Annotated in this window: 28 protein-coding genes; 25 read left to right on the top strand and 3 right to left on the bottom strand. The window is 54.7% G+C overall.

From position 1 onward, the window contains the following. Positions 1 to 560: 560 nt before the first annotated feature. From ACYZT6_RS31280 to ACYZT6_RS31350, 15 genes are all read left to right on the top strand, one after another. Complete coding sequence (locus ACYZT6_RS31280) at positions 561 to 2,195, top strand: DNA cytosine methyltransferase (protein WP_462030078.1); 1,635 nt, start codon at positions 561 to 563, stop codon at positions 2,193 to 2,195. Positions 2,196 to 2,252: 57 nt separating this feature from the next. Further along, on the top strand, positions 2,253 to 2,435 hold the full coding sequence (locus tag ACYZT6_RS31285) for a hypothetical protein (protein ID WP_462030079.1): 183 nt from the start codon (positions 2,253 to 2,255) through the stop codon (positions 2,433 to 2,435). Between the two features lie 903 nt (positions 2,436 to 3,338). Beyond that, complete coding sequence (locus ACYZT6_RS31290) at positions 3,339 to 4,115, top strand: hypothetical protein (protein WP_462030080.1); 777 nt, start codon at positions 3,339 to 3,341, stop codon at positions 4,113 to 4,115. A gap of 149 nt (positions 4,116 to 4,264) precedes the next feature. Next, the gene (locus ACYZT6_RS31295) at positions 4,265 to 4,537 is read left to right on the top strand and encodes an antirestriction protein ArdR (protein ID WP_462030081.1); all 273 of its coding nucleotides are present in this window, start codon (positions 4,265 to 4,267) and stop codon (positions 4,535 to 4,537) included. 60 nt (positions 4,538 to 4,597) lie between these two features. Continuing rightward, positions 4,598 to 4,915 carry a hypothetical protein gene (locus ACYZT6_RS31300; protein WP_462030082.1) on the top strand — a complete coding sequence of 106 codons (318 nt, stop codon included), beginning with the start codon at positions 4,598 to 4,600 and terminating at the stop codon, positions 4,913 to 4,915. A 92-nt stretch (positions 4,916 to 5,007) separates the two neighbouring features. Further along, on the top strand, positions 5,008 to 5,559 hold the full coding sequence (locus tag ACYZT6_RS31305) for a hypothetical protein (RefSeq protein ID WP_462030083.1): 552 nt from the start codon (positions 5,008 to 5,010) through the stop codon (positions 5,557 to 5,559). A gap of 65 nt (positions 5,560 to 5,624) precedes the next feature. Continuing rightward, on the top strand, positions 5,625 to 6,230 hold the full coding sequence (locus ACYZT6_RS31310) for a hypothetical protein (RefSeq protein WP_462030084.1): 606 nt from the start codon (positions 5,625 to 5,627) through the stop codon (positions 6,228 to 6,230). A 336-nt stretch (positions 6,231 to 6,566) separates the two neighbouring features. Next, positions 6,567 to 6,986 (top strand): DUF7831 domain-containing protein, encoded by a 420-nt coding sequence (locus tag ACYZT6_RS31315; protein WP_462030085.1) that lies wholly within the window; start codon positions 6,567 to 6,569, stop codon positions 6,984 to 6,986. Between the two features lie 817 nt (positions 6,987 to 7,803). Further along, the gene (locus ACYZT6_RS31320) at positions 7,804 to 8,367 is read left to right on the top strand and encodes a hypothetical protein (protein WP_462030086.1); all 564 of its coding nucleotides are present in this window, start codon (positions 7,804 to 7,806) and stop codon (positions 8,365 to 8,367) included. A gap of 4 nt (positions 8,368 to 8,371) precedes the next feature. Then, entirely contained in the window at positions 8,372 to 10,006 is a 1,635-nt protein-coding gene (locus ACYZT6_RS31325; RefSeq protein ID WP_462030087.1) for a DNA sulfur modification protein DndB, read from the top strand. Between the two features lie 14 nt (positions 10,007 to 10,020). Continuing rightward, a complete protein-coding gene (locus tag ACYZT6_RS31330; protein WP_462030088.1) occupies positions 10,021 to 10,515 on the top strand; it encodes a hypothetical protein in 495 nt (164 codons plus the stop codon). Next, positions 10,512 to 10,850 (top strand): hypothetical protein, encoded by a 339-nt coding sequence (locus ACYZT6_RS31335; protein WP_462030090.1) that lies wholly within the window; start codon positions 10,512 to 10,514, stop codon positions 10,848 to 10,850. Before ACYZT6_RS31330 ends, ACYZT6_RS31335 begins: the two co-directional genes overlap by 4 nt. A gap of 13 nt (positions 10,851 to 10,863) precedes the next feature. Beyond that, on the top strand, positions 10,864 to 11,100 hold the full coding sequence (locus ACYZT6_RS31340) for a hypothetical protein (protein ID WP_462030091.1): 237 nt from the start codon (positions 10,864 to 10,866) through the stop codon (positions 11,098 to 11,100). A gap of 111 nt (positions 11,101 to 11,211) precedes the next feature. Next, positions 11,212 to 11,640 (top strand): hypothetical protein, encoded by a 429-nt coding sequence (locus ACYZT6_RS31345; RefSeq protein WP_462030092.1) that lies wholly within the window; start codon positions 11,212 to 11,214, stop codon positions 11,638 to 11,640. A gap of 238 nt (positions 11,641 to 11,878) precedes the next feature. After that, positions 11,879 to 12,145, top strand: a complete 267-nt coding sequence (locus ACYZT6_RS31350; protein ID WP_462030093.1) for a hypothetical protein — start codon at positions 11,879 to 11,881, stop codon at positions 12,143 to 12,145. Positions 12,146 to 12,957: 812 nt separating this feature from the next. Here ACYZT6_RS31350 and ACYZT6_RS31355 read toward each other — a convergent pair. The 3 genes from ACYZT6_RS31355 to ACYZT6_RS31365 are packed head-to-tail and all read right to left on the bottom strand — an operon-like array spanning position 12,958 to position 14,785. Continuing rightward, entirely contained in the window at positions 12,958 to 13,605 is a 648-nt protein-coding gene (locus ACYZT6_RS31355; RefSeq protein WP_462030094.1) for a hypothetical protein, read from the bottom strand. After that, entirely contained in the window at positions 13,598 to 14,281 is a 684-nt protein-coding gene (locus tag ACYZT6_RS31360) for a nucleotide-binding protein (RefSeq protein WP_462030095.1), read from the bottom strand. Before ACYZT6_RS31360 ends, ACYZT6_RS31355 begins: the two co-directional genes overlap by 8 nt. 9 nt (positions 14,282 to 14,290) lie before the next feature. After that, complete coding sequence (locus tag ACYZT6_RS31365) at positions 14,291 to 14,785, bottom strand: hypothetical protein (protein ID WP_462030096.1); 495 nt, start codon at positions 14,783 to 14,785, stop codon at positions 14,291 to 14,293. A gap of 235 nt (positions 14,786 to 15,020) precedes the next feature. On the opposite strand from ACYZT6_RS31365, the gene mobA reads away from it, so the two are divergent. The 10 genes from mobA to ACYZT6_RS31415 are packed head-to-tail and all read left to right on the top strand — an operon-like array spanning position 15,021 to position 26,318. After that, positions 15,021 to 15,326, top strand: coding sequence for a plasmid mobilization protein MobA (gene mobA / locus ACYZT6_RS31370; RefSeq protein ID WP_462030097.1), 306 nt, complete (start codon positions 15,021 to 15,023; stop codon positions 15,324 to 15,326). Then, entirely contained in the window at positions 15,323 to 17,548 is a 2,226-nt protein-coding gene (traI, locus tag ACYZT6_RS31375; RefSeq protein WP_462030098.1) for a TraI/MobA(P) family conjugative relaxase, read from the top strand. The genes mobA and traI overlap by 4 nt, the downstream gene beginning before the upstream one ends. A 60-nt stretch (positions 17,549 to 17,608) precedes the next feature. Beyond that, on the top strand, positions 17,609 to 18,064 hold the full coding sequence (locus ACYZT6_RS31380) for a DotD/TraH family lipoprotein (protein ID WP_462030099.1): 456 nt from the start codon (positions 17,609 to 17,611) through the stop codon (positions 18,062 to 18,064). Positions 18,065 to 18,076: 12 nt separating this feature from the next. Further along, positions 18,077 to 19,462: a type IV secretory system conjugative DNA transfer family protein gene (locus ACYZT6_RS31385; protein WP_462030100.1), complete on the top strand. Its 1,386-nt coding sequence runs from the start codon at positions 18,077 to 18,079 to the stop codon at positions 19,460 to 19,462. Next, positions 19,459 to 19,968, top strand: a complete 510-nt coding sequence (locus ACYZT6_RS31390; protein WP_462030101.1) for a toxin co-regulated pilus biosynthesis Q family protein — start codon at positions 19,459 to 19,461, stop codon at positions 19,966 to 19,968. Before ACYZT6_RS31385 ends, ACYZT6_RS31390 begins: the two co-directional genes overlap by 4 nt. A gap of 16 nt (positions 19,969 to 19,984) precedes the next feature. Beyond that, entirely contained in the window at positions 19,985 to 21,745 is a 1,761-nt protein-coding gene (locus tag ACYZT6_RS31395; RefSeq protein WP_137808377.1) for a hypothetical protein, read from the top strand. After that, positions 21,745 to 23,037, top strand: coding sequence for a type 4b pilus protein PilO2 (pilO2, locus tag ACYZT6_RS31400; protein ID WP_462030102.1), 1,293 nt, complete (start codon positions 21,745 to 21,747; stop codon positions 23,035 to 23,037). The genes ACYZT6_RS31395 and pilO2 overlap by 1 nt, the downstream gene beginning before the upstream one ends. After that, the gene (locus ACYZT6_RS31405) at positions 23,024 to 23,563 is read left to right on the top strand and encodes a hypothetical protein (RefSeq protein WP_462030103.1); all 540 of its coding nucleotides are present in this window, start codon (positions 23,024 to 23,026) and stop codon (positions 23,561 to 23,563) included. Before pilO2 ends, ACYZT6_RS31405 begins: the two co-directional genes overlap by 14 nt. A 14-nt stretch (positions 23,564 to 23,577) precedes the next feature. Next, entirely contained in the window at positions 23,578 to 25,257 is a 1,680-nt protein-coding gene (locus ACYZT6_RS31410) for a GspE/PulE family protein (protein WP_462030104.1), read from the top strand. Then, positions 25,254 to 26,318 carry a hypothetical protein gene (locus tag ACYZT6_RS31415; RefSeq protein ID WP_462030105.1) on the top strand — a complete coding sequence of 355 codons (1,065 nt, stop codon included), beginning with the start codon at positions 25,254 to 25,256 and terminating at the stop codon, positions 26,316 to 26,318. Before ACYZT6_RS31410 ends, ACYZT6_RS31415 begins: the two co-directional genes overlap by 4 nt. Positions 26,319 to 26,328 lie beyond the last annotated feature (10 nt).

The raw sequence follows: 26,328 nt of genomic DNA on the forward strand, positions 1-26,328 counted from the left end.
CCCCGCCCTTCCCTCCAGGAAGGGAGCGAGTCGGCCTCTGACCCCAACGGCCATGGGGAGAAGCAACCCCATGACCGCCGGTGGAGCCTTGATCACCAGCCACCTGGTAAAGGGACCGCTACGCTTCAGTCCTCACCCGTTCGGTGCTCGCCTGCAGGCAGGCTGCGCGCCGCGTGCGGCTTCCGGGCCGACCCTTGACCAGTGCAAATATTTCTGTAATTACGTACATACGTATTTACGTACGCACGTAACTGCAATATAGTTCAATCACCTGCTATTCCGCAGGCTCAAATGTCATTGAGGAAACGACGATGCCGCAACCCCGCGTTGATCTTGCCAAGATGTCACTTAACGAAATTCGCGAGCTGCCATTGTGGAGGCTCTCGGAGCTGCCTGTATGGCGTCTCGCAGCCGCGATCACCAGCTGTCCGAGCGCATTGCAGGGCGGTATCTACAAAATGCTTTGTAAAAGTACGTAATTACGTACGTAGGTATTTACGGTGAAAGCCAGGCGGCTACCTGGCTTCTTCCGACACATTCCCCGTCTAGGAGCGCAATACATGACTGCACAAGCGACCATACGCTACCCCCTTCACCACTTTCATATGTGCTGTGGATCTGGAGCCGGGGCCAAAGGCTTTAACATGTCCAATCCTCGGGTTGGCAACCTGGTTGGTGACTGGATCTGCCTCGGCGGTGTAGACGTCGATCTTGATGGCCTGCAGGACTTTGAAAAGCTTACGGGTGTGAAAGGTACACAGATGGATCTTTTCACCCGGGATCAGTACACCAGGTTCCATGGGAAAGAGCCTCCAGTTGGCTGGAAGGAAGCCACCCCAGATGATATTCGGCGCGCTGCACAGAACGTCACTCCACATGCCTGCTTCATTAGTAGCCCCTGTAAAGGCGCTACTGGCCTGTTGCCAGAGTCAATGGCCGGCACACCGCGATACCAAGCCCTGAATGAACTCACCTTGCGCTGTATTTGGCTGATGTTGGAAGCGTGGAAGGATGACCCGGTACCTCTCATCCTCTTTGAAAACGTTCCGCGTCTCAAAACGAGGGGGAGACATCTGCTGGATCAGATTGGCAAGCTGTTGTCATTGTTCGGCTATGCCTTCTCGGAAACAGCTCATGACTGCGGTGAAATCGGAAACCTGGCTGCCAGCCGAAAGCGGTTCTTGCTAATCGCGCGACACACCGAAAAGGTACCAGCCTTCATCTATGAGCCACCGAAGCACAGCCTCCGGCCCATCGGTGATGTCCTGAGCCGTATGCCTTTGGCTGGTGATGTTGAAGCAGCAGGCCCCATGCACCGAGTGCCTTCGCTGCAATGGCAGACCTGGGTTCGCCTGGCGTTGGTCAAGGCCGGCGGTGATTGGCGCAGTTTGAATGAATACGCGATCGAGGACGGGTATTTGCGCGACCTGGTCATCATTCCTGAGTACCGCAGTGGTTATCTTGGGGTTCATCAATGGGGAGACAGCAGCGGAACCATTACCGGCCGCGCAGGGCCGACTAACGGTGCCTTCTCGATTGCTGATCCTCGTGTAGCTCAATCGGCTCGATGGAATCATGGGCAGCAATTCGGCGTGCATCACTGGATGGACAGCTGCGGGACGATACCCGGCCAACAGTCCCCAGGTCAGGGACGCTTCGCGATTGCAGATCCACGTCCTGGGATGGCAAAAAAGAAGGGTGATCCCTACCTTACAGGTGGGCACTATGGGGTTGTAAGATACGATCAGCCAGCATCGGTTGTTTCAGCTAGTGCTCGACATGATAACGGCCGTTTTTCAGTGGCAGATCCACGTCTGCCAGAGCCAAACGAGCGCTTAACTTGTATTATTCGATCGTTGGACAACACCTGGCATCGGCCTTTCACAACCCTTGAGCTTGCTGCATTACAGTCTTTTTTTGACCCTGAGGATCACTGGTCTGCTGACCCTTTAGATGCTCTCGAAATCAAACGGCGCCATGAAATGGAGCTTTTTGAACTCTATGGCTCGAACGACAGCGATTGGCGTCAGCGCATAGGTAATGCTGTGCCGCCCAAGGCCGCTAAGGCCATTGCCGATGTTATGGGCACGACACTGCTTCTGGCGGCGACAGGCGAAACCTTTGTGCTCAGCAATATGCCTATCTGGGTTCGCCCCATCGCAATGGCAATCAGCGTTAGCAGGCACGCCGCTTAATAATGGTTTGCGTACCTATGTAATTACGTACATAGGTACGCAAGGAGGTAAGTACATATGGTGGTCAGCAACGAAGGGATGGATCCGGTACTTCTGGTGAAGGCTGCGCAGTTTTTTTGGGATCTAGGCAGCCAGGAGCAGCTGGGGCCTCTGGAGTTGGTTGAAGTCATTCGCAGGATTTCTCAAGGTGAGCATCCAGCTAATGTGATTCCTCAACGTGTTTTGCCCTTCGGATCGTAGATGTCGGTGATATACGTACTTATTATCGCCCTGCCTTCCGACTATTAGCGCCGCCGGCGTCTCACGCAGCGCCTGGCTCAGGACGTCGCCCAAACCCCGCCGCGCCGATCGAGCGCGGATCTGCTGGCCAACACCTCACCCTCTCCTGGATATGCCTTACCGGCGATCGGCACCGGCCTCGATCACGATCACCTGCAGCAGTCGCCGGCGTCGCCGGCATCGAGCAGCTGACCAGGTCCTGGCCCGGGCACGTCGACCGACGTGCACCAGGTGCGCGATCAGCCGCGGGAAAGAGCAGGGCAGGGCACGGCCACCTGGCGGTGGCCACCGGCGCCGCCGGCAACCTGCAGGAGCACCGATCACCCACGAACCCCACCGCCTGCACGGGGATCCCCTGGCCCATCCCCTAACACAGCCCGTGGATTTGTGGATGACGGCCAACACCGGCCGCCGGCGGCGGCCAAACCCATCCCCCCGCCCTTCCCTCCAGGAAGGGAGCGAGTCGGCCTCTGACCCCAACGGCCATGGGGGAGGAGCAACCCCATGACCGCCGGGGGAGCCTTGATCACCAGCCACTTGGTAAAGGGGCGCTGCGCTTCAATCCTCACCCGTTCGGTGCTCGCCTGCAAGCAGGCTGTGCGCCGCGTGCGGCTTCCGGGCCGACCCTTGACCAAAAAAGCTAAAGAGGCATTCCTAGCATGTGTACTTACGTAATTACTTGCTTATGTATGTGCGCCATGTCTGCGCGGGTTTGTCGGCAATATACGTGCAAGAGAAACGCGAAGGGAAGCGGGGGAGGAGGGTCGTAAAAGAATTTCTATTGTTGCGTAATTACGTATGTACGTACGTGCGTAACTATTGCATTATGTAGGCCCGTGCATTGTCGAAAAGAGAAATACACCCATGCAGAACCCGTGGAAGCACGCATTTCATTCGGGCATGAGCTCCGCATCTGACCTCCGGGCGGCTATCCAGGCTGGCGTGCCTGTAGGGGTAGTTGCGAATCTTTTGACCAATGCGCAGGTGTTTCTGGCTTTGCCGAAGTATCTCGATCGAGGGGGAAAGGTGTTCGTGGACTCAGGTGCTTTCACGGCGTTTCAAAAAAGAGAATCCATGCAGTGGGATAGGGTGTTTTTCACCTACGACGCGTTGATCAACCAAACAGACTTTCCCTCCAATTTGTCCATCGTTGCGCCCGACGTGGTCGGTGACCAAGCTGCCACGCTAGGTTTATGGCATGAGCATGCGATGCAGATCACTGGTTGGATTGCACGGGGAGTTCGAGTGATCGTTCCGCTGCAGAAGGGCGTCTTGAGTGCTGGCCGTATGCTTGAAAAGGCAACTGAGATCTTTGCCTCAAGCAAATTCGCAGCAGGAATCCCGTCAAACCTGGAGGCGATGACAGCCGCTGATTGCTCAACTCTTTGGCATCATGATTTTCACATCCTTGGTCGCGTGAAGCTAACGCCTGATCTCTCTTTAAAACTCGAAGCGTTAGGCAAGAACAACCCAGGGGCTCAATTCACGTCAGATGCAAACTGGCTTCGCTCGCGGTTGAAGAAAATTAGCGCGATTCAGACATCAAGGCCTGACATGCGTTATCAGCTTGAAACTCGCAGGACGCAGGCGGTCAGAGCTGTTCTGGACTTGGACGCCTACGAGAGTGCCATAAGTATTTAGGTATGTACGTACGTACGTTAATGTTTGAGCGGCAACATTGTCGGTGATATACGAGATCGGGAGGGGCAGGACAGCGAAGAGGAGGGGGGGCATAATCCTTGTCACGCGAGCCCGTCCACAAACACACTGAAACAAAAAAGGAGTCGTCTATGAGTCGGCTAATCGATGCGCTAAATGCAACCGTTGTTAAATGGCGAGCAGGCAACCAGGATCGCCGTGGCGGCGTGGTATTAGTTTGGGACGGTCAGGTGTACGGGTGGAAAAACTGCTTGCGGGATGCGATACACGAACGCCCTGGGGCTTATGCTGTAGATGAGGATGGCCATGTCTTTGTCGCCGAGGGTGGCGATGAGTACAACGGGGCCAAATGTTGGGTTGTGGTTGACCTTGACGCGACCGAAGCTCAAGAAGTGATGAGGTAAAAACCCGGTCGCGCCGATCGAGCAACGCCCAAGCCATACACATCGAAGGAGTGAACGCGCATGAAGCCCCGCAATGCACTTAGTCTGAGGTTTACCCCGGACGTGGCTACATTGGAGACCATCAAGCTTGATCTGAGTTCTGGCGTGACTGCCGAAGTGTTCGGTGATCCCGAGAATGCCACCTACGAATGGCGCCTTGTACATGACGATGGGATGGTGGAGCAACATTCCGACTGTGGCTATGGGATTCCATCAATCGCGCTTCGAGACGCCCTGGTGGTCTTCTACGGCCCACCTCCATTTGGCATAGATATCGTGGACCTGCGAACAGAAGATGAACGCACCCAGCGGCACTACGGATTGAAGCAGCCCCGCTGAAGGAAAAATAGCTCCACCACCAGCCCCGCCAGTCGGGGCTAAGCCAGTGAAAAAACACCATTTTTCACGCCCACGAAAACAAGGAACCGATTATGAACAACACGTTGAACATCGAATCGGCGTTGGCATTGGATGGCCGCATTTTTGCCATGCTTACCCCCGCCGAACTGGAGCTGTTCGAACTGGCCCGCGCCGAAGGTCGTAAGCACGGTGTAATCGCCACCATCTTAAGCGCGGCAGATTCTGACGAATTCGCTCAAGCCAACTCGCAGGCGCATCAGGATGAGATTATGCGCCGTATGAACGGCACCGTTTCCGTAGTGCGCGGTACTACAGACATATTCGCGGAAGCAGCGGCCCTGTCACTCAGCAAGTTTCCGCCGCCGCGTTTTGTGACTATCACCCAGGACAAGTCGCAGCTAGAACAGCTTTACCCCAAAGGGGGGGATGGTAAATCGACCGTAGAATCTGACTACGAAGAAATCAACATTACGGCAGTGCTGGAGCAGCGTTTCGCAGTGGGGCAAGGCGTTGTCACGCTATCGGCCAGCATGACAGATGAACAAATGCTGACCTTGATCAAAAGCGCCTGCACCTGGAGCAAAGGCAAAGCGTTTCAGGTCATCCCACCTCAAGCCGGATGAGCAGCAAAAGTCGCTCAGCGGCACCCCAAGCCCCAGCCTCCAGAATCGAGCAGGAGAACGTGATAGTGGTTGAGTACATTGAAGTCCCACCTCAAGAACCTGCGAAGCAGATAACTGCTCGGCATGTTGCACACCATCTCGGTGAACACCTAGCTGGTTTTCTGGCTGCAAACAACTTGAGCAGTTGGGCACCAGAGGACGACCACGTTCTTCGTGAGGATCGACTCAGCGACCAAGTTCTCCTGGTCAGTCAATGTACAGGCCTGTCAGTAGACCGTTTTCGACGGTTGGCTAAAAAGCTTAAAAAGCTTGGGCAGGAAAATGGTGGCGAGTTGACGCTTACAGCGACCAAACACATGCTCGCGCATTCGCTTGGGTATTCCTCATATCAGATGGCAATGCAATGCCGAACCGTTGACGAGTTCATAGAAAATATCTGGCCCAAGGGCGCCGCAATGAGTCTTGTAACCTTGGACAACGCCATAGATGGTTTGCACGTAAGCCCCGACCTTCTGACATTGCTCAAAGAGCGTATTCAATTCAATCAAAAGCGCGACCAAGCCCTCACGGAAACAATGGCAGCCGCCCCTAAGGTAGGGAAGAAAATGAAACAAGAGCGCCGTGAGCGCCAGAGACGCCTGGATCGTGAAGACAAACGACCAAGAGAATAATCTTTAAGTAGATTCAGTCGAAAACGCCACAGTCAGTCGCGCATAGGATTTTTCGATGAAGATGCAGAGCGTAGATCAAGCAGTGTTCAAGTCCGCTGTGCCGTGTGCGCCTGCATCGCTGCGAACCTTCCGCCTGCACTTGACGGTAGCCCAGGCCGGGGGCACCCAACAAGGGAATGGCTACGCCCAAAATGCTCACCCGTTCAGACTCGCTCTGCTCGCTTAGCTGCGGCTTCCGCTTTTGCCCTTGCAGTGCGCTTTCCCGGCCAGTCAACCGGCGTGCTACGGCGAAAGGCACTCAGCGAAGCAATGGTAACTACCTCGGGGGAATCCGATTTGAATCACTCTCAAGCAAATCAAAATCCGGCTCAAGCATCTAGCAAAGCAATGGTTGAAGCGCATTTGAGCGTGGAGCTTCTGCGGAGTAATCCGGACAAAATCTACGTCTTCGGCGACAACCTTTTGCGCCGTGGTACTGCCTGTCAAGCAGCAGTGCGAGGCGAGCCGAATGCTTTCGGCATTCCTACCAAGCGTGCGCCGTCTATGGCGTCATCGGCCTTCTTCTCGGATCGGCCTGATGAGGTGCAGGCAGTGTTGCAAGCTTTGCGCGAGCTGTACGTACTTGCTCGCACCAGGACGGTAGTGTTTCCGGCCGCAGGGCTGGGCACTGGCCTCGCTCGGATGGCGACCAGTAGCCCGAAGGCGTACCAGCAAATGCGCAGCATCCTTTCGGCTCACTTCGGATTCGATCAGTGATTGTCGATAGCCGATTCAGCGAGTCGGCTGCCAACAACCACAGTTAACGGAATTGACAGCTGGTAAGGCTTTCTTAGGGATAACTCCACGCACTGCCACCAGGCGGTGGACTCCGGCACCACCTGCAGCGCCAGGCCCAGGACGTCGCCCAAACCCGCCGCGCCGATCGAGCGAGGATCTGCTGGCCAACACCCCACCCTCTCCTGGATACGCTTCACCGGCGATCGCCGGCCGTGCCGATCGGCACCGGCCTCGATCACGATCACCTGCAGCAGTCGCCGGCGGCGCCGGCATCGAGCAGCTGACCAGGTGCTGGCCCGGGCACGTCGACCGACGTGCACCAGGTGCGCGATCAGCCGCGGGAAAGAGCAGGGCAGGGCACGGCCACCTGGCGGTGGCCACCGGCGCCGCCGGCACCTGCAGGAGCACCGATCACCCACGAACCCCACCGCCTGCACGGGATCCCTTGACCCATCCCCTAACCAGCCCGTGGATTTGTGGATGACGGCCAACACCGGCCGCCGGCGGCGGCCAAACCCATCCACCCGGCCTTCCCTCCAGGAAGGGAGCGAGTCGGCCTCTGACCCCAACGGCCATGGGGGAGAAGCAACCCCATGACCGCCGGAGGAGCCTTGATCACCAGCCACGGCGTGCCGTGACTGCGTCGGGCTATAAGCACACTTGCATACGTATCTATGTAATTACGTATGTATGTGTTTACGTAACTACGTACAATAGATACAATACAACACAGAGCCGATCCGCCCTACTCCCGCAGCGGTGGGAACGTCAAAACTAAAATACTCAGGAATGGACCATGGTTACTCACTACTCAACGATTACTAATCAAGTCGCGTGCGGTCGCAACAACCACAACTTGGTATCAAGCAAGGCAGTCGCACCGGTGACCTGTAAAACGTGCCGTTCGACTGAAGCCTATCGCGCTGCTCAAGCGTCGCCCGCAAAGGACATGCAAAGGGAAGACATCGATGTTCACACTCAAGCTTCCCCGGTTGGTACCGGTACTCCGGTCGCCAAAGTTGCCTTTCAGGAATGGCTATCCAAACGACGTGGTCGGGATCAGTTGCCCCGTGGTAAGTATTTCAATGATAAGCGAGATGGGCTAAAGGCCTTCCAGGTAGGTGACTGCGACATTGTTGCGGCTTATACGCCAAAAGGAGCGATTCAAGTTTTCTGTGAGCAAAGCGGTTTTCCGAGTCTCGACTACACCGTCGCAGACGTTCAGTTGGTCGGCAATAAACACCTTGATTCACTCATGGTGTTCGACCAGGACGAGGGTAAAACTGAAGTGCTAAAAACCTCACTTCGCCAAGACGTTGCTGCCCTCAACGCCCCGGCATACATGTACGGGTGGGAGTGAGCTCATGCACAACGTCGTGATTGCAACCGAAGCGTGCTTTTTGGATGAGCAAGTCTCCCGTGGTCAAATAGTTTCAGTCCACACTGCATCCCATACTGCGAGAGAAAGCGCTCAGAAGCTGAACAAACGCAAACTCGCTTCGTTCAGTAAGCCGATGTTCATCGCGGTACATTCAGACCAGCCGCGTCGCAAAGGCGACATAGCGGAAGAGCTGATAGTAATGCACGAAATGGAAGCGCATGTAGAAACCTGCAAACGCCTCATGCGTGCAATTCTCTCGTTTGAACTCACCGGCAAAGCAGACAAGCGCGCTGATGATGCTGGTTACGAGCTGCAGCAGTTAGGTCTCAGCCTGGAGGAGCTACGCGAGCGCTACGAGCAAGAGGTTCGCGAGGAGCATCAGGACCAGGTACTGCGCCGGCAGACAGAGGCCCACAAGCGGGCGCGTGGGTTTGAAGCGCAGAAATCAGTTGATGAGATCCGGAATGAGCCGTGCTTCGCCGTTCCAGCCGTCCGAGGCGTCCAGGCGGGCAGTGAATATTATTTGGCACAAATTCCCTACTCGATCCTGGCTAGGCTGTTTGTCTTTGATGAAGAAGCGGTGCCGGCCGAACTGCGCGCCCAACGGACGCTGAACAAAAAGCGTGCTGAAGCTATCAGCGATTACATGCTGGAGAACCGTTACGAATATGTGTTGCCCGCGCTGACGGCAAGTGTCGATATCGCCATGGCGTTTGAGCCACTGGAGGGCATCGCGCAGCTAGGGACTTTGCACATACCGATGAGTGCAACGATGCTAATCAATGATGGTCAGCACCGCCGCACTGCCATCGAACTTGCCTTGAAAGCAGATCCATCCCTCCAAAACGAAACAGCGCCTGTCCAAATCCACTTCGATCAAGGACTCGCCCGCTCGCAGCAGATCTTTGCCGACATCAACAGCAAAGCTGTTAAACCTTCGTCCGCGATCAGTGCGCTGTACGACCATCGCAACCCGTATAACGCATGGATACAGACGCTGCTTAACGCGATGCCGAGCATCAAGAAGCGGATCGACTTCGAGAATGCGACACCAGGACAACGCTCCTACAAGCTCTGGAGTTTGGTGGCCTTCAAGAAGTTTGTGACGTTACTCACCGGGGTAAGTGAGAAAACAATAAGTCAGCTGGACGATACGAAATTGAAGGGTATTGCAGGCATGATCAACCGTTTCCTCAAGGAGTGCGGTGATCATTTGCCACAATGGGGCCAGATGATTGAGGGGTGGATTACCGCTGTCGAGGTGCGAGAACAGATGGTGATCGGCCACGCCGTATTCCTTGAAGCGTTGGGCATGTTCGGCAAACAAGCACTGTTCGCTGGCCCTTATCTGGCACCGATTGACCGGGATGCCAAGGTTGTGGACCACACCCGGGCTCGATGGGATGTAATGCAGGGCCTCAAGGGCGTGGAAGTGGGGAAAGGTGAACCCAACTGGGAAAACCGCTGTGTAGTTTTAGGGAAGATGCAGAAAACCAGCGATGGGACCAAATCCACAGCAGCGAAGTTGCTACAGATCGCAGGAGTAGAGCTGTCGGCAGATTTGGCGGCGGTTAATGATCGGGTCGAAGCAGCAAACGGCGCTAACGCTACGGCGTAAAGGGGGAGACCAGCATGGCCACGTCCGAGGAACACAACAAGCTGACGAAACTGGGCGCGAGTTGGTTCCGCAAGAATGGCTTTGGCGTTGTGACCACGGAGCTGACCTCGGCACGTAGTCGCGAACAGCCAGATGTGATCGCTTTCCGGAGCAGTTGCTCCGCGATGATCGAGGTCAAGGTAAGCAGGTCAGACTTCTTTGCAGATCGTAAGAAGCCTGAGCGGGAGGCCGGCGGCGTAGGGATTTACCGCTTTTACCTGTGTCCAGATGGTTTGATCAAGCCAGAAGAACTGCCCCCTAGATGGGGACTGCTCTATGCCAAGGGGCGGACCATTGTCGCCATCGTCAAACCGCAAGGCAACATTTGGCCTCCCTTGGCAAAAGAACACCCAGCATCCGAGGCATACTTAGGGCCATGGCACGAGTTTCAACATGTACCTGATGCTGTCGCAGAACGTAGCGCACTTTATTCAATTGCTCGTCGTCTCACGATGGCAATAGCAAAATGAACGACCAGGTGCGCGAGGAGCGCTCGACGCCGAAACAGACTTTCAAACGAACTGAAAGGAATCCAGCCATGCCGACGACCGAACCACGCTACCCTTTGCTTTTGACCATGGTCCAGTTGAACGAGCTGAAAATCATCCTTGACGCGGCATCGGCCAGCGAGGGGGATCCGGATGCGGTGATATTTTCGCTGCTGGATCAGGTGCGCGAAGTGCGGGTCAAGGCGGCCAATGTGAGCAGTTTGCGTAATCCAGGTGCCCAGGGGCAAGCCGCTGAAACGCTGGCCAACGTGGACTCGGACTTTTACCTGCGCTTTATCTCTGAAGACAAGAAGTGAAGGGAATTTGCCAATGAGCACGAATGAAGCCGAAAAGAAACTCAATGCCGTACAGTCCGACCGCTGGCTTTGGCTGTTGGCCGCCTTCTCCACCGCTAAAACGCAACGCGACGTAGCCCGCGCCATGATCCGTATTGAGGGTTACCTGCTAGGACTGCTGGATGGCCAGGTGATTAGCGAGCTGGAACGCGAGGCGCTGTATCAGCAAGCCAAACCCTTGGAAATGGAAGCCGCGCACCGCACCGCCTAACGCGTATGAAGGAAATATCGCCCGCTGCACCCCAAGCCCCGGCCCTAAAAAGCCGGGGCCAAGGACGTAGAGAAATACGGTTTTTACTGCTATCAACGGGATGCTCTCGCTATGAACACATTGGAACAAACCATCGTCAACCAGGCGAAAAATCGGCTTGCAGTAGTGTCCTCTTATTACGGCAAAGGTGGTGTCTCCGACGAAGACGCTCACGATTTCGCCACCGACACGGCGCAGCTCTTGGCGCTGCTGGAAATTTGGCATATTTCGGGCAGTGGTATGAGTGCCGAAGGAATCGCAGCTTTGGAGGCCGTTGAAGCTGATTATGCTGCGCTTGTGCGGTCGAACAGCGAGGCAATGACTGTGACACTGGACGCCGAAGCGGTCGAGGCACTTTCGCACTACCGGCAGGCTCTGTCAGCATTCCAGGCCGTAGGGCATGGATCTGACGAAGGTGCAGACCTGTTCCTGACCTCCGAGAGAGCCGCCGAAGAGTTGGGCAGGTTAATTGCCTATCTGGCCCCGGCCACCACCGACTGATCCAGGAAAAAACCGATGATTGTCATACAGCAATACGCATTGCGACTCAAGACTAAGAGCCATAAAAACCGACTGCCGCGAGGTGCTAAGCCGATCAAAATAACGGTCGAAGATCCGCCCGAATTCCAGATTCAGGGTGCCAAATCTACGCCCATTATTCGGACGCTGGACTAATTGTTCTGACGTTCAGGGAAAAAAGCCGCCTAGGCGGCGCACGGAGCTGAAAGGAGCCCGCGCCATGTACGACGAAAAGCCCCCGTTTGCGCCCTTGGCGCCGGATGTCCAGAAAGTGCGACTGGAAACGGTCCTGACTGAAACGTTAAGTCTGATGAACGATTGCCCGGACGGAATGAGCCACGACCGCACGGTGTACTACGGCATGGCCCAGGGCCTACTTTCGGCCCTTTTTGTATCCGGCATTATCAGTGACCTGGATTATGAACTGCGCCGTCATGGCCTGCTGGCGGAATACCAATGGGGCAACTTGCCCGCGGACGAGCTGTGACCTGTAAACGATGTCTCCGGTTTAAAACGTAAAGGATGTCTCCAGTTTCTACCTGGCCAACACCTCCCCCTCGTGGATATGCGTCACCGGCGATCGCCGGTCCTACCGATCGACACCGGCCTCGATCAGGATCACCTGCCGTAGTCGCCGGCGCCGCCGGCATCGAGCCGCTCACCAGGTGCTGGCCCGAGCGTGTCGAACGACGTGCACCAGTTGCGATCAGCCGGGGGAAAGAGCAGGGCAGGGCACGGCCACCGGCTCCACCTGCAGCGCCAGGCCCAGGACGTCGCCTAAACCGCCGCGCCGATCGAGTGCGGATCTGCTGGCCAACACCTCACCCTCTCCTGGATATGCCTTACCGGCGATCGCCGGCCGTGCCGATCGGCACCGGCCTCGATCACCTGCAGCTGTTGCCGGCGTCGCCGGCATAGAGCAGCTGACCAGGTCCTCGCCCGGGCACGTCGACCGACGTGCACCAGGTGCGCGATCAGCCGCGGGAAAGAGCGGGGCAGGGCACGGCCACCGGTGCCGCCTACAGTGCCTGGCCCAGGAAGTCGCCCAAACCCGCCGTGCCGATCGGCACCGGCCTCGATCACGATCACCTGCAGCAGTTGCCGCCGCCGGCATAGAGCAGCTGACCAAGCCATGGACGTAGTGCAACACGAGCGTCCTGGTGCGCGCGCGACGCACCCCGTCGCGTCGGCCAGGCCGTACGTGGATTAGGTCGTTATAGAGTCAATCAGATGGCACCCAATGCCGTGTCCGGGCGTCAATGGCCTGGAGCGTTAACACGCTCCCAGGCGCATTGAGGGTCATACGAATGGAAGTATAAATACAGCTGAAAGGCTTAGGAGACTGATACCTGCAACAACAAGCCCCAATCGCTTTCCGTGGCGAATTTCATTCCTCGCAGTCCATATCGATGATGCAACTGCAGCACTGCCACAAATTGCGGCGATCCATCCGGCTGGCGTCCTTGCAATCGTAGACAGAATTATTGCCAAAGGGTGTTGGCCGGGATTAATGACTGCCCAAAAAGGCATCCGGCCAGTGCCCAGGACGAATCCTACAAACGTGCATAAAGCACCAAATGCCACCAGCGCGAGCATGGTGATACCAATGAACTGATACCTGGACGCAGCCACGGCCTTCACCGCGACTGCTTCACTGGTTCGAGCTACCGCTTCCGACAGTGTTCCAAGTGCCTTTTTGGTTTCAACATCCGCAACATCTGCTGCTGTCCTGCGAATGTCCTCCATGACTTGCCCAGCATGCTTCGAGATCATCCCCGGATACTTGCTAAACAGCGTGTCATAGGACTGCAACGTCATCAGTATGAGCCAGAGCGAATCGTTGTCTCGAATGTTGAGCGCGTTTTTTACACGATACATCGCCTCGATTTCCTTCTCTGACGGTTGCCGACCTAGCAACTTGGCGAAGGCAGAATCGAGATCAGACATTGATCAACTCCCCGAGCGTTGGCTTGTATTCATTTCTCCAACGAGTCAGCTCAGCCCTGTTACCGATCGGCAACTCTTTCATTGCGGCCTCTATCGACAAGCGCTTGCTGTACAAATCATCGCTGACGCGATCTGCGAGGTCTGGAAATGTAATCGAGTTGCCTCCAGCAGCTTCAACCGACTCTCGCAGTTTTGACCCGTTATAGAGCTCAAATTTGCCTTCATCACCGAAGTAACTGTTGCGGACTACGTGCACAACTGAGTCAGGGATTGCATCCATATAGTCTTTCAGCAACTCAAGGCTATCTCGTTGACGATTGATCACCCAGAACGTCACCAGCTTTCTGTTCAGCTCTTCAAGAGTAGAATTCAGCGTGCTGCCATAGGCGCTAACACCTTTGTTATTACGTGCTGCGGTGTTGATGATGACAATTGCATCCTTATTTGCGTCGCAGAGGTTGACCATATCGATCCATCCGTTTGCAACGTCAAGATCGATCAGGTGGGTTTCGATCTCGTCTTTGTACATCTTGTACACGTCAGGATTTGAGGTGTCTGATTCAATCAGAATTACCTTCTTTTTTTCGTGCATAGCTGTATCGATAAGTGCGATGGTAACCATCGATTTACCAACACCACCTTTGCTACCACCAGTTACGACAATTGGCTCGTTCATTTGCTTTACCTAAATCTCGCGACTGTCGTCGCGGGGTTGAAATGTTCCGCTTTGGACGGGTTCTTTAGCAGTCGTTTTGTTGCCGGAAGGTGTTGCAGCAACATGGACGCCGTTCTTGCTATCGTCCGTTGCTGTTTTGTTCGTGACAGAATTTGCACCTTCTTGCTTTTTATTTGCTTCATCAGATGCTTTTTTACCGCTGTTATCAAGAGGTTTTGCAGGCGTCCTTGCAGGAGCTTTTTGGCCGCGTTTCTTCGGACCCTTCAGACCCTTCGCCCTCGTGAGATAGCTTTTCAGCGTTTGCGGCTTTATCTCCAAACCACGAGCGGTAAAAATTTCCGCGATCATCTCAATGGTGTAGCCCTTTTCTTGCAGCTCGGCTACTTGAGTTGCAAGCATCTGCACAGCCTCTGGCTTGCTAACCTCACGCTTTTTAACCTCAACCGCAGGAAGGCTTTTCAAGCTTTCTTGCAGGTTTTCGATCGTCTCGATCGCAATCTTCATCCTGTCACCTGCTGATTATGCTTTTCCGCATTCTAGCTTTTGCCGTTGCTGCGTCAACCACTGCGCTATATAGTTGAACACAAGAGCTCTTAGAATCTGGGACAAGGTAGGGTTTGCTATACCGCCATAAATGGCTTTCTAGCAACCGAAAGGGATCCAGTCGTTACACTCCCTCCTCCTTTCTACCTCCCCTGCTCAGGGCAAGCCCCGAGACCCCAAAAGCGAAACCTTGAATATGAGTGACAGCGAAACCCGGAAAAAAACAGAGCTCATTATGGTGAGGGTGACACCCGAGGAGAAAGCAGCGCTCACAGAGCGCGCCCAGGACGCAAATCTCACAACCCCCGCATACCTGCGTGATTGCGGTTTGGGCAGAACTATTCGGAGCAAGGTGGAGCACCACGTCATCAACGAATTGCGCCGTTTAGGTGGCCTTCAAAAGCACTTGTTCAAAGAAGGGGGAGGGGTGAAGTCAAAAGAATTCGCCGAGATCCTGGTTGAAATACAACGGGCAATCGCACGTATCGGTGATAAATCGTGATCGCCAAGATTCCAGAGAAGCGTGACGACGGAGACTCATCCTTTAAGGACCTGGTTGAGTACATGACAAACAGGGATGAAGATCAGGAGAAATTTACCGATGAGCTCAATACAAGCGACCGAAGAAGACACCTCGACGTTCTTAAGGTTATTGGAATCAATCTCGCTACAGCAGGCGACCATCTGCGCGCAGCTGGACGAGTTGATGTCATTGATGGAAACGCCATCAGAATCCGTCTTGGAAGTGTTGGAAGGACTGCTCACTCCGATGCAGGAAAGCATGACCGATCTGACCGAAACGCTGACAACCCAATTGAAGGTGAAATAGATGGGCGTGAACATCAACGAAGTATTGCCCGCACTCGCGCAAATCTTAGAGCAGCAGGTCGCTATCTCGGACAAGCTCCTGAAGCTGATAGAGACTTTCAAGAAAGAGCCAGAGCCCGTCGAGCCCACATTGCGGTTGCTGCTGACGCCGCTGAACGACGGAATCGACGTGATGCAGGAAACATTGATGCAGACGAAAGACTAGCGCTGCTTCAATTAATGGGTGGGCCACAGCAGGTAGTCACGAGCTCCGGGGTGGTCTGCGAACACAACTGTCTAACGCTTGAAAGTGCCAGTGCTGAAATGGCGGCAGTCGCCGCACAGAACGCCCGCGTCAAAGACCCGGTTTACCACGTAGTGCTTTCCTGGGCACCAGGCGAAAACCCTACCGATCAGGAGGCCTTCCAAAGCGCGCACTACGCGCTGAAAGCTGTTGGCATGAGCGATCACCAATATGTTTTTGCCGTGCACCGGGACACCGACAACGCGCACGTCCACATCGCTGTAAACCGGGTTAACCCGGAGACCTTCAAGGCTGTCTATCCAGATCGCGACTACTACAAGCTCGATCGTGCAATGCGCGAACTTGAACTTGCCAATGGCTGGCAGGAAGTCGAAGGCGTTTTCTCTATATTTGAGCGTAACGGAAAGAAGGTCATTGACTGGACGAGCAAGTCTCCAGATTCAAAAGGAAAGCGGCCAAGTAAAGCTTCGGAGATGGAGCGATACGACGGCAGCGAGAGCTTCTTCACTTACGTCCGAAATGAGCCTCGAAACGCCATTGCTGCCGCGCTGAAGCGCGAAACACTTACTTGGCAAGCCATCCACCACTTGCTCGCTAAGTTCAATCTGGAGTTGCGCGAGAAAGGGCAGGGCTTGGCCATCTACGACCTGGGCTCAGACGCAACCACGCCCATCAAGGCCAGCGACCTGCACGAAGACCTCTCAAAGTCCCGTCTGGTAAAACGCCTCGGTGACTTCCAGGAGCCCCGTCCTGTCGAGGTAGAACCGTCGACGAAATACGATAAACACAAACCATTAAAGCGCGACCCTCAAGTTCGTGAGGATCGCCGGCAGGCAAGAGCTGACGCGCGTAGAGCTCTGCGCGACCGCTATCAGGCCTATAAAAAGAGCTTCGTCACGAAGCGTTTGAACCCGGCTGAGGTCAAGCGCCGCTATGCGGAAATAGCCGAGCAGGCGCGCGATCAGCGATCAAAGGTCAAGGCATCGAAAGGCAGCGTTGCGGCAAAAAAAGCGATGTACAGCGTTATCGCTTTTGAAACCCTACGAGATCGGGAGCGCCTGAAGGCCGAAATTCAACGAGAGAGAAACGAGCTTCGCCAAGATTCACACAACAAGACACGGACATTGAAGGAGTGGGTAGAGGAGCAGGCAGCGGCCGGTGACGCCGCAGCGATCAGTCAGGTACGTGGCTGGGCTTACTCCGAAAAACGCAAGCAGAAGGAAATTCAGGATGCTGAGAAAGACGATCGGTGTAACGGGTTGCGACACGATAGTGAAGCTGATCCAGTTGCGAAAACGAACGTCGTCGGCATGACCTTCAAGGTGCGCCGGAGCGGAAGCGTTCATTACCAGAATGATCGGGGTCAGGATCAGTTCGTTGACCAGGGGCGATCGGTCCAGGTGATGCCAGGCGCTGACACGGATCGATCCTCAATCGCTGCGGCTTTAGCATTTGCCAAAGAAAAGTACGGGGGAAGATTCGAGCTGACAGGAACGGACGAATTCAGGAAGCTAGCCGTTGAAGTCATGTCTGAATACAAAATAAATGTGACGCTCAATAGTGCCTCGCAGGAAGCCATGCGCAAAGCTTATGAGGCTGAACTCAGGGCATCTGAGCGCAAGGGGGGAGGGAAAGGGCACCGACCTTCGTAAAAGTGGAATTGCACAACCTTATTCCGTATAGTACCCTTAATACAAAATTAGGGGGTCATTATGGATTCGTGGCGTATCTCTGTTGGGGTTCTACTACTCGCAACCGGTTTAACTGGTTGCGCAACGAAGTCGAACCCCGCTGATGTTCAAACTGAGATCGATCGGCTGATCCTAGATTCCGCCCGGACGATCCAGGCAGCTCAAGCCGATCTTTATAAGGCCGGCGCCCTCAGCAAACCAGCTAACCCCACGCCGGCTCGTATTTTCAGTGGGCAACAGCCGCTTACCTTCACCTGGAAGGGCGATGCCTATCTCCTTCTCCAAACCCTTGCGCAAGACCGAGGGTTCTCATTCTCATCTGTCGGGTCACGACTGCCCCTTCCGTTGAACATGGATGTCAAAGATATGCCTTTCGATACGGTGCTTACCCAAATAAGCGCCCAGATCGGGTATCGAGCATCTGTCGACAAGGGCGTTACCAGTCTCGTTCTCCGCTACAGCCGGCCCATGCCCTAAACGGAGTTCGTGATGAAACGCATTGCAATAGCCATCATCCTCGCTCAAGCGTCTTGGCACACCTCTGCAGTAGGCGCAGAAGGAAGTATGAGTTCCGACCCAAGGCTTACCGGCAGTGGCGCAACGCTCTCTCTTGACGCCTTGATGAATCCAACATCACAAGCCAGCACCGGCGTGAACAGCCTCCGTGCGCAACTTCTGTCAGACGGTGGTCGCACAGTTGGTTTCCGCGGCGGCCTCGCAGCGAGGGCGCAAGACCTAATCAGCGCCTTGCACCGCCGTGAGCGGGCCCTCGATGTCCAGTTCGAGTTTGGTCCTTTGGTAAGTCCCAGTGGCCTGCTACCGCCAGTAATCGTTGAATCGCGTGATGTGGCGGCCTTCGCTCCTGACCAGATCCGAATGGCCAATGTTGTCTACAAAAAAGAGCGGAATGAGCGCTTCGTGAGCGTACCTCCGACTTGGCGTGATTATTTGTTGGTGGGACTGCCTACTCAGGCCAATGTGGACCTTCCTGTTATGGAAGCGCGACCAGTCGATACCGCTGAAATGAAGATCTGGCAGGAAGCGGTAAAGCAGGGCTGGGAAGAAGGTGCGGCTCAGGCAATGACCATCCTTGAAGCCAACTTCAATCGGCTGACCCGTGACTACAAAGGCATGATGCTCTACTCGACACTTCTGCAACACAACATGGTTGGGCAGAGCCAAGTCGCTGAATCCCAGCAAACAGTCACGGGTGATGGCGGCCAACTTACGCTCGGCGACAAGATGCGTCGTTTGGTTGGGAAGGCCGAGTTCGAAGTGGACGCGGCCAAATGGCGCCCAGTAATCAAAGTGGGTGCTCTACCGCCGCCGGCCCCCCCTGTTGCGACCGCACCTTCGCAGGCTTCCCAGGTCGCCGTATTCACGCCGACTTCCCCGTCGCAGAACATCGCTGTTAGCGGACCGGTACCAAACATGACGGCGAGTCTGACTACTTCAGTCGCCCCAGGATCATCAAGCGTACCGGTCACCCCTTCGACTGCAGCTTCGCAGACAAAGTCATCGCTGACTTCTCCGGTGGCACCACCAGCGGCAGTTCCAGGCGGTACGCCTCCGGTCAAATTCCCGCTCGCTGCTGCGCCGGTAAAGGCTCCACTACCAGTTTGGGAGACTAAAGACGGTTCCACGCTCCGCGAGACTTTGACCCAGTGGGCCAAAACTGCGGGTTGGACAGTTGACTGGATGCCAGAGGATCTCAATTACGCAGTCCCACATCTGCGGATCGAAGGTTCGTTCGAGGACGCGGTAATCAAAATCTTTTCGTACTTCCAAAACGCAGAGCGTCCTCTTGAGCCGAAGGGGTCACGTCAGCAGAAGCTAATCAGAGTTTTGGAATCCAACCCGAGGAAGTCTGCATGAATTTCAGATCCGTAGGCAGGCTGACTGTCACATTGCTGGTTTTTACCCTTATGTCGGGCTGCCAGAGTTCAAAACCTGTTGATCGCGATGCCAAGCCAGGTAGCGGATCGGGTACATCGTCAGCACCTGGTCAAAAAACCTCCGCAAGCATTTTTCAGGACGAACCTCTCGTCAATCTAAAGCCATTGCCGGTTAAGAAGCTCGCGAGTGAAAACGCTGTAATTCGTGCCATGCCGGCCCCTGCCGAAAGCTGGATCGTGTCGCCGGCCGACGCAACGCTTCGGCACGTCCTGGGCAAGTGGGCTGCTCGGGCCGGCTGGCAGTTGGTCTGGGAGGCGTCCGTCGATGTTCCCGTAACCGTCAGTGCGTCCTTTGACGGTGATTTCCGATCAGCCGTAAAGCGGCTGTTTTCTTCGCTATCCGCTGCAGAAGTCAACCTGACCGGACTCATGTACTCGGGCAACCGTGTACTTCGCGTGACCGAATCAGGCCGTCGCGCCCAATAACCCAGGAGTAGAAATAATGACTTCGTACACAAAACGAAGCGTGGCGTTCGTGACGGCATTGTCGCTTGCCGGCTGCGGTACCGTGATGGAACGAAACACCATTCGGGATGCAGTGACGCAGGGTAGTAATTCGGTCGAGAACCGTCTTAGCCAACAGCGAGAGGACGACCAACAACGAGGCGCCGTAGTCAGGGAAATCGATGGCGTCTGGCTGGGCGGTAAAACGGTGAAAGTATCTCGTGATGCCGAGCTCCCTTCTGTGTTCAATCAGCCCATCAGATTTGCATTTCCCGATAAACCGACACTGACAGTCATTGGTGACCGAATCAGCAAAATCGTCGGGCTCTCGGTAAGGGTTAGCCCTGATGCCCTGATTCCGTTAGAGGCTTTTTCCGCACAGCGAATGGGCGCTGGAAGTGCCATGGGTGGATTGCAATCTGGCGGCGCGGTAGCGGCAGCGAATAACGTCAGCTTGCCACCGGGTATGGCAATGCCTATGAGCGGTCCTATCGGACAAACCGCGCCAAGCATGGCAATGATGAATGGTGGGTACCAGGGTTTCATGCCAGGGCGCTCATTCATCATTGACCAGGCAAGCCCCTTTGGCGGCACGCTGACTGAATTGCTCGACCAGGTCTCGTCGAAATTTGGTGTCGGCTGGGACTACAAGGACGGCGCTATTCTGATTTCGCGCATCGTGACGCGGACTTATCAAATCGCCTCGATCACGGACACCAATGATGTAAGCAGCACCATTGCGAAGGCGGGAACAACAGGGGGATCGAGCGGCGGCAATAGCGGATCTAACGGCAACATCAGCCAAGCGGGTAACGTGTCGTCCTCTGCTGACGTCTCGGCAAAAATGAGCGCTTCAGTTGACGTGGTTAAGGGGCTTCGTACCGCTATCGAAGGCACTTTGACGCCCGGTGGAATTGGCAAATATTCGATTTCATCATCTGGCGTTATCACCGTAACCGACACGCGCGAAGTTCAGGAACAGATTCAAGATCTTATCGCGGCGGAAAACAAATCGGTCAGCCGACAAGTGCGTATGCGTATGCAAATTGTCGATCTGACAGCCAACACAAACAATGACATGGGTGTTGACTGGTCCTGGCTGATTAACGACGCGACACGCAAGTGGAACGTCAACTTCTTTTCTCCAGCAGGTCTGCCAGGAGGATCGACGGGGTTCGGTCAGTTGGGCGTGATTCGTAACGGTGATAACTCAACCACTTCCGCTTTTTTGCGAGCGCTGGCGAGCGTTGGGAAGGTCAACATCCGTAAGGACGAGACTTATTCGATGATGAACAACCGACCTCTGTCGGTTGCCAATACCGAAAACTTCATCTACCCGGCTCGCTCGTCGCCGGCCACCACCACCACGGACTCCGCGACAGCTGTTCCAGGCGTAGAACCAGCTCAACTCACGACAGGTACGTTCTTGAACATGAGAACGTCGATTCAGCCCAATGGCTCGGTCATCGTGCAATTCTCGATGGATGCGTCTTTGCGTGGGGAGACGAAGACGTTTGTATCGAATGGGGTGACGTTGCAATACCCCCAATCGACCGCTAACCAGTACCAGATTTACTCGAGCATCGTAAACGGTGAAACCGCTGTACTCGCCGGCATTGACAACACGCAGCAGCAATCAACGGACAAATCCTTCGACAGCAAGCTAACCCCATTGCTTGGTGGCGGCATAGCTACATCATCATCGCGCCGCGCGGTGCTTGTGCTGTTGACCCCACAGATCATCGAAGGGGTGAACTGATGTCGGCCTCCGTTCTGATCCCCGGTTTCGGCCAAGCGATTGCCGGCCTCGACTGGTTGCCGTTGCCTGGCCTTGACGGCAAGAGTACGGAAATTAAGCAGCTAGGCCGAGGCGTTGACGCTGCGTGGCAATTCGTCTGGTCAGTCAAGGGTAATGAAGACGAATACGTTGCCTTTATATCGAAAGGTGAAGTGAAAAAGCGTCCTGTGGCCGCCTCGTCATTGGTCCGTTCGGCAGTTGCCGAGGACTTATATCTAGCTCTGGTTGAAGTGGAAGAGGGGCGTTATTGGGCTTTTGCGGTGAAAGACGGGATGCCGGCAAAGAGGATGGATCGCGTAGGCGATGCAACCGATTTGATGGGCATAGTGAAAGACTTTCTCACGTCATTGCCGGAGCCATCAAAGGTACCTATCTACACCGACAAACCGGAGTTGTTTGAACGGCTGCCGTTCGCCGTCGATGTCCGATCGTTCTCTCTGGAAATTCTTGGTCATTCGATCAAGAAGCGTGACTTTAAGAAAGCCGAGTTTTCGTGGTATTCCGCAGCGCCAATAGGAGGTATTGCGATCGGCGTCCTGCTTGTCATTTTGGTGTGTGGTTATTACGCCTATCAAATCCAAGCGGAAGAGACCGCCCGAAGAGAAGCGGCGCAAATACGTCAGCGAGATATCGCTCAGCGCAAGCTGGAGCTGGCCACAGCTGTGAATACAGCCATCAACGCCACACTCCCGGCGCGCGTCACTGTGCCGGCATACCTCGAAACGACAAGCAATATTCCGCGGTCCCTGGCTGGCTGGAAGTTGGCAAAAGTGGAATGCGCGGGGCCTGGTTGCACTTTGACCTACAAGGCGCAGGCATTTGCGACCTGGGCGGGCTACATGAAGGCCAAACCGGCAGAGTGGCCAACACCAACCTTCGACGGTGACATTGAAAAAGTCACTCAGCCTATCCTGGTACCGTTTCCCCCATCCGCACCGCGCATTGCAGACACGTTACCGCAACGCGAAAAAGTACGGATGGACCTTGGCAACCTGGCGCAAGTCTCGAAAACCATTGGCTTAACCATCACGTTGCCGAACGCGTGGCAGCGCGTAGCTGGAAACCCCGCGGTACCGAGCCCCGATGAACAATGGGTGCCGATGTTTGGCGCCTTTAATGCGACAGGTTCGTCCGTTCTGTTGAGCGATCTCGTTAAGCGCTTACCCGACGTTGCCGGCGTCACGACCTTGACTTTCGAGCTTAACGAAAAACTCAACTTTGAACTGAAGGGGAACGTCTATGCGAATCCGTGAATTGGCCATTTCGATATTGCTGTTGCCCGCATTGGCGAGCGCAGCCGATGTGACCCCGCTCGATACGTCTACCGACACTTTCGGCAAGCTTCTTGGGAAGCAGGCCCAGCTGATGGAGTCGGAATTGGATATGAAGATTCAGCAAAATCGAAACCAAGCGGCGGGTACAAGCCTCGGGGGTGTAACGCCCTTGCCAGGTGCAAAACAGGAAGTGAATGAGCAAGAGCCGACTGTTGAAGCGATTTGGGGGCTGGTTGGCAAAGAAGTAGCAGAGATCAACTACAAGGGGCGCCATCTGCCCGTATCGATGCAAGAACCGTTCATTTCGAAAATTGACGGTTGGAAGCTCGAAAGTATTAAGCAGTTCGAAATCACGTTAGTTCGCCTTAGCGGTAATCGCGTTATTCAGCGAAAAACCGTGATGTTGGATTGGCAAGGAGGGCAGGGCAGCCAGCCATCAACAGCGCCGTATATGCCTCAACCTTCGGTCATCACTCCGCCGATTATGTCGCCAGTCATTCGTTGACTGCAGGAGCAATCATGAAAAACATTTGGCACACCCTCCGAGGCAATCGCAGGCGCAAAGGAACGTCATTGGAAGACGCAGCACAACAATCCGCTCGGGTGGTTGGGCTCATGCGCCAGGCAGCACGGGCGAAAACGCGTGACGACTTGCCAGCGTTCCGCGCACCGATGACTAAAGTGCATGGTGTCGTCGGAAACGACCTGTCGGCTGTGGCTGCCGTAGACCTTGGGGGCCGGGAGGCCATTATCCTCGCTTCCGAAGGCGCTGTCGGGCAGCGCCTGCATATGGAACTGCGGCGCCGCGTTGTAGAAGCTGGCTATAAACTGGCTCAAGAACGACTGGCTGATGTTGCGTTGATTGCGGAAATCAATAACGCGATTACCAAAGAAGACATTGACAACAAAGCCAGCGATGTTCGGCCGATCGTTGAAGAAATGATCCGCGATGCGATCAATGAAAAAACGACAGACATTCATATTTGTTGCCGTGAAACCAGCGGCATGGTGTTGTTTCGAATTCATAGCCGTATCTACCAGTACCACGGCTTCGATGTGGTGACCTGCGAGCAGGTTGCCGGCTACATGTTTACACAGATGGCTGACTCCCGTACGCGAAGCCAAGGATCGTTTGCGCTTGAAGCGAAGTCACTGAGTTGCATGATCCGCACAACGGTGAACGGCACCCAGTACAAGCTGCGCTATAAATTCATCCGAGTAGCTGACGGCTGGGATGTGATCATTCGTATCTTGGCGGTGGAAACACCTGGTCAACGCAACAAGACCTTTGCTGAGCTTGGCTATGAAGAGTCGCAAATTAAACAACTTGAACTTAGTGTTGGTCGTTCTATTGGCCTAATCGCGATTACGGGGCCAACCGGGTCGGGTAAATCCACAACACTAAAAACAATGATGGAGTTCGACCCGAAACGTCTTTCAAAAAAACGCTATTCAGTAGAAGACCCCGTTGAATACAAAATCTTCGGTGTCTCGCAAATCTCGATTCAACGCAATGATCACCAAGATGATGACGCCGGTGACAATGAAGCCATTGGGGTGTTACGGGATATTCTTCGCGGTGACCCGGATGATGTCATGGTCGGCGAAATTCGCGACCGGGTTATGACGCAGATGATGGCCGACTTTGTGCTAACCGGGCACAAAATTTACACGACCATCCACACCTCCTCTGCTATCGAAGTGGCCATACGCCTATTTCGTCTCGGACTCGATCGGCATGTACTGGCCGCACGGCGATTCATCTCCGCTCTCGCTTTCCAGCGGCTTCTGCCAGTGCTATGCGATCAATGCAAAGTTCCAGCGAAGGATGTATTACCCGAGGGTAAATTGAGTCTGCTGGCCCTCAAGTACCGTTTGAGTACTGACAATATTTATTGCTCTTCTGAGTCAGGTTGCGAACACTGTAACGGTCGCGGTATTACCGGTTCCACCGTAGTCGCGGAAATTATCACTCCAGACAAAGTCATCCGGCAGAAGATTGCGGATGGCCTGGACGAGGAGGCTGAACTGTATTGGCGGCAGAGTCGGACCACGCGTTTTGATGACGTGGATATGACCGGAAAAACTGCATTTGAACATGCCTTATACAAAGTAGCGGCGGGTCAAATCGACCCGCGCGATCTTGAACAGGAATTTGAGCCGCTTGAAAGTTACGAATTGGTAGAGGTTGACCTATGAACCTCGATTTCAAGGTGTGCCGCTTCCTCTTCAATTTCTTTTCCGACAGTCGCCAGGAGTTTTACGAAGACTTTGCTTCTGCTCTACGTGACGGGGCGTCCGATCAGGAGCGGCTGAAAAAGTTGGCCGCACGTTCGCGCATGCGAAAAACAGGATGGGCTCCGCTGTACGAACACTGGCTGCGCAAAATGCGACGTATGACCTTTGCTCATGCGCTGCAACACACGGTGCCCGACTATGAAGTAATGGTTCTAACAGCAGCAGAAGAAGATGGAAGACTTGAAGAAGCGATGACCTATCTAGGCCGCGCCATTCGACTGTCAGGAAAGATCAAGGCAAGCTATTTGATGTCATTGATTTCGCCGGTCATGGCGTTAATTACGATCATTGGCTTTTTCGTATCGTATGCCGTGGTAATTGCGCCTCAAAACTTGCAATCGCTACCGCTAGAAAAATGGCCGTACATCAGTCGTCAGTTGTACGCAGTATCGAATGCACTTGTGGACGATGGTGTTTTGCTCGCTGCTGGGCTGGTGATTTTGTCTTGGTGTGTTTTATGGAGTCGCCCTAATTGGCGCGGTCGCATTCGTTCAAAGTTAGACAAAATTCCGCTATTACCCTGGAAGGCATACCGCGAACGCGAGGCAAACAATTTTCTTGTCTCTCTCGCCATTCTTTTGCAATCGAACAACCATGGCATGAAAGAGGCTATGGAAAGGATGAGGCAATTTGCGAGTCCTTGGCTCGCGTGGCACCTCTCCCTCATGTTAAAGCGCTTAGAGCTGACACCAAACATGCCAGCACGCGCTCTTGATACAGGGCTGTTTTCCATCCGAGTGATGGACCGGATCGAAGACTATTCAGAACGGACTGACTTTAACAAGGCAATGCGCATGCTGGCTTTTGATCACGGCGATAAAGAGGTTCAGGCGGCAGAGCGGCAGGCCGTTATAAGTGGTTATCTTGCCATGGGCATCATTTCCATGGTGTTAGGCGTGATCGTGATGGGGAACTTCGAGTTTAACCAGGCGATGGAAACTTACATTCAAGCAATTCGCTAACCAAGGAGCA

This window comes from Pseudomonas sp. RT6P73 (assembly GCF_054897715.1).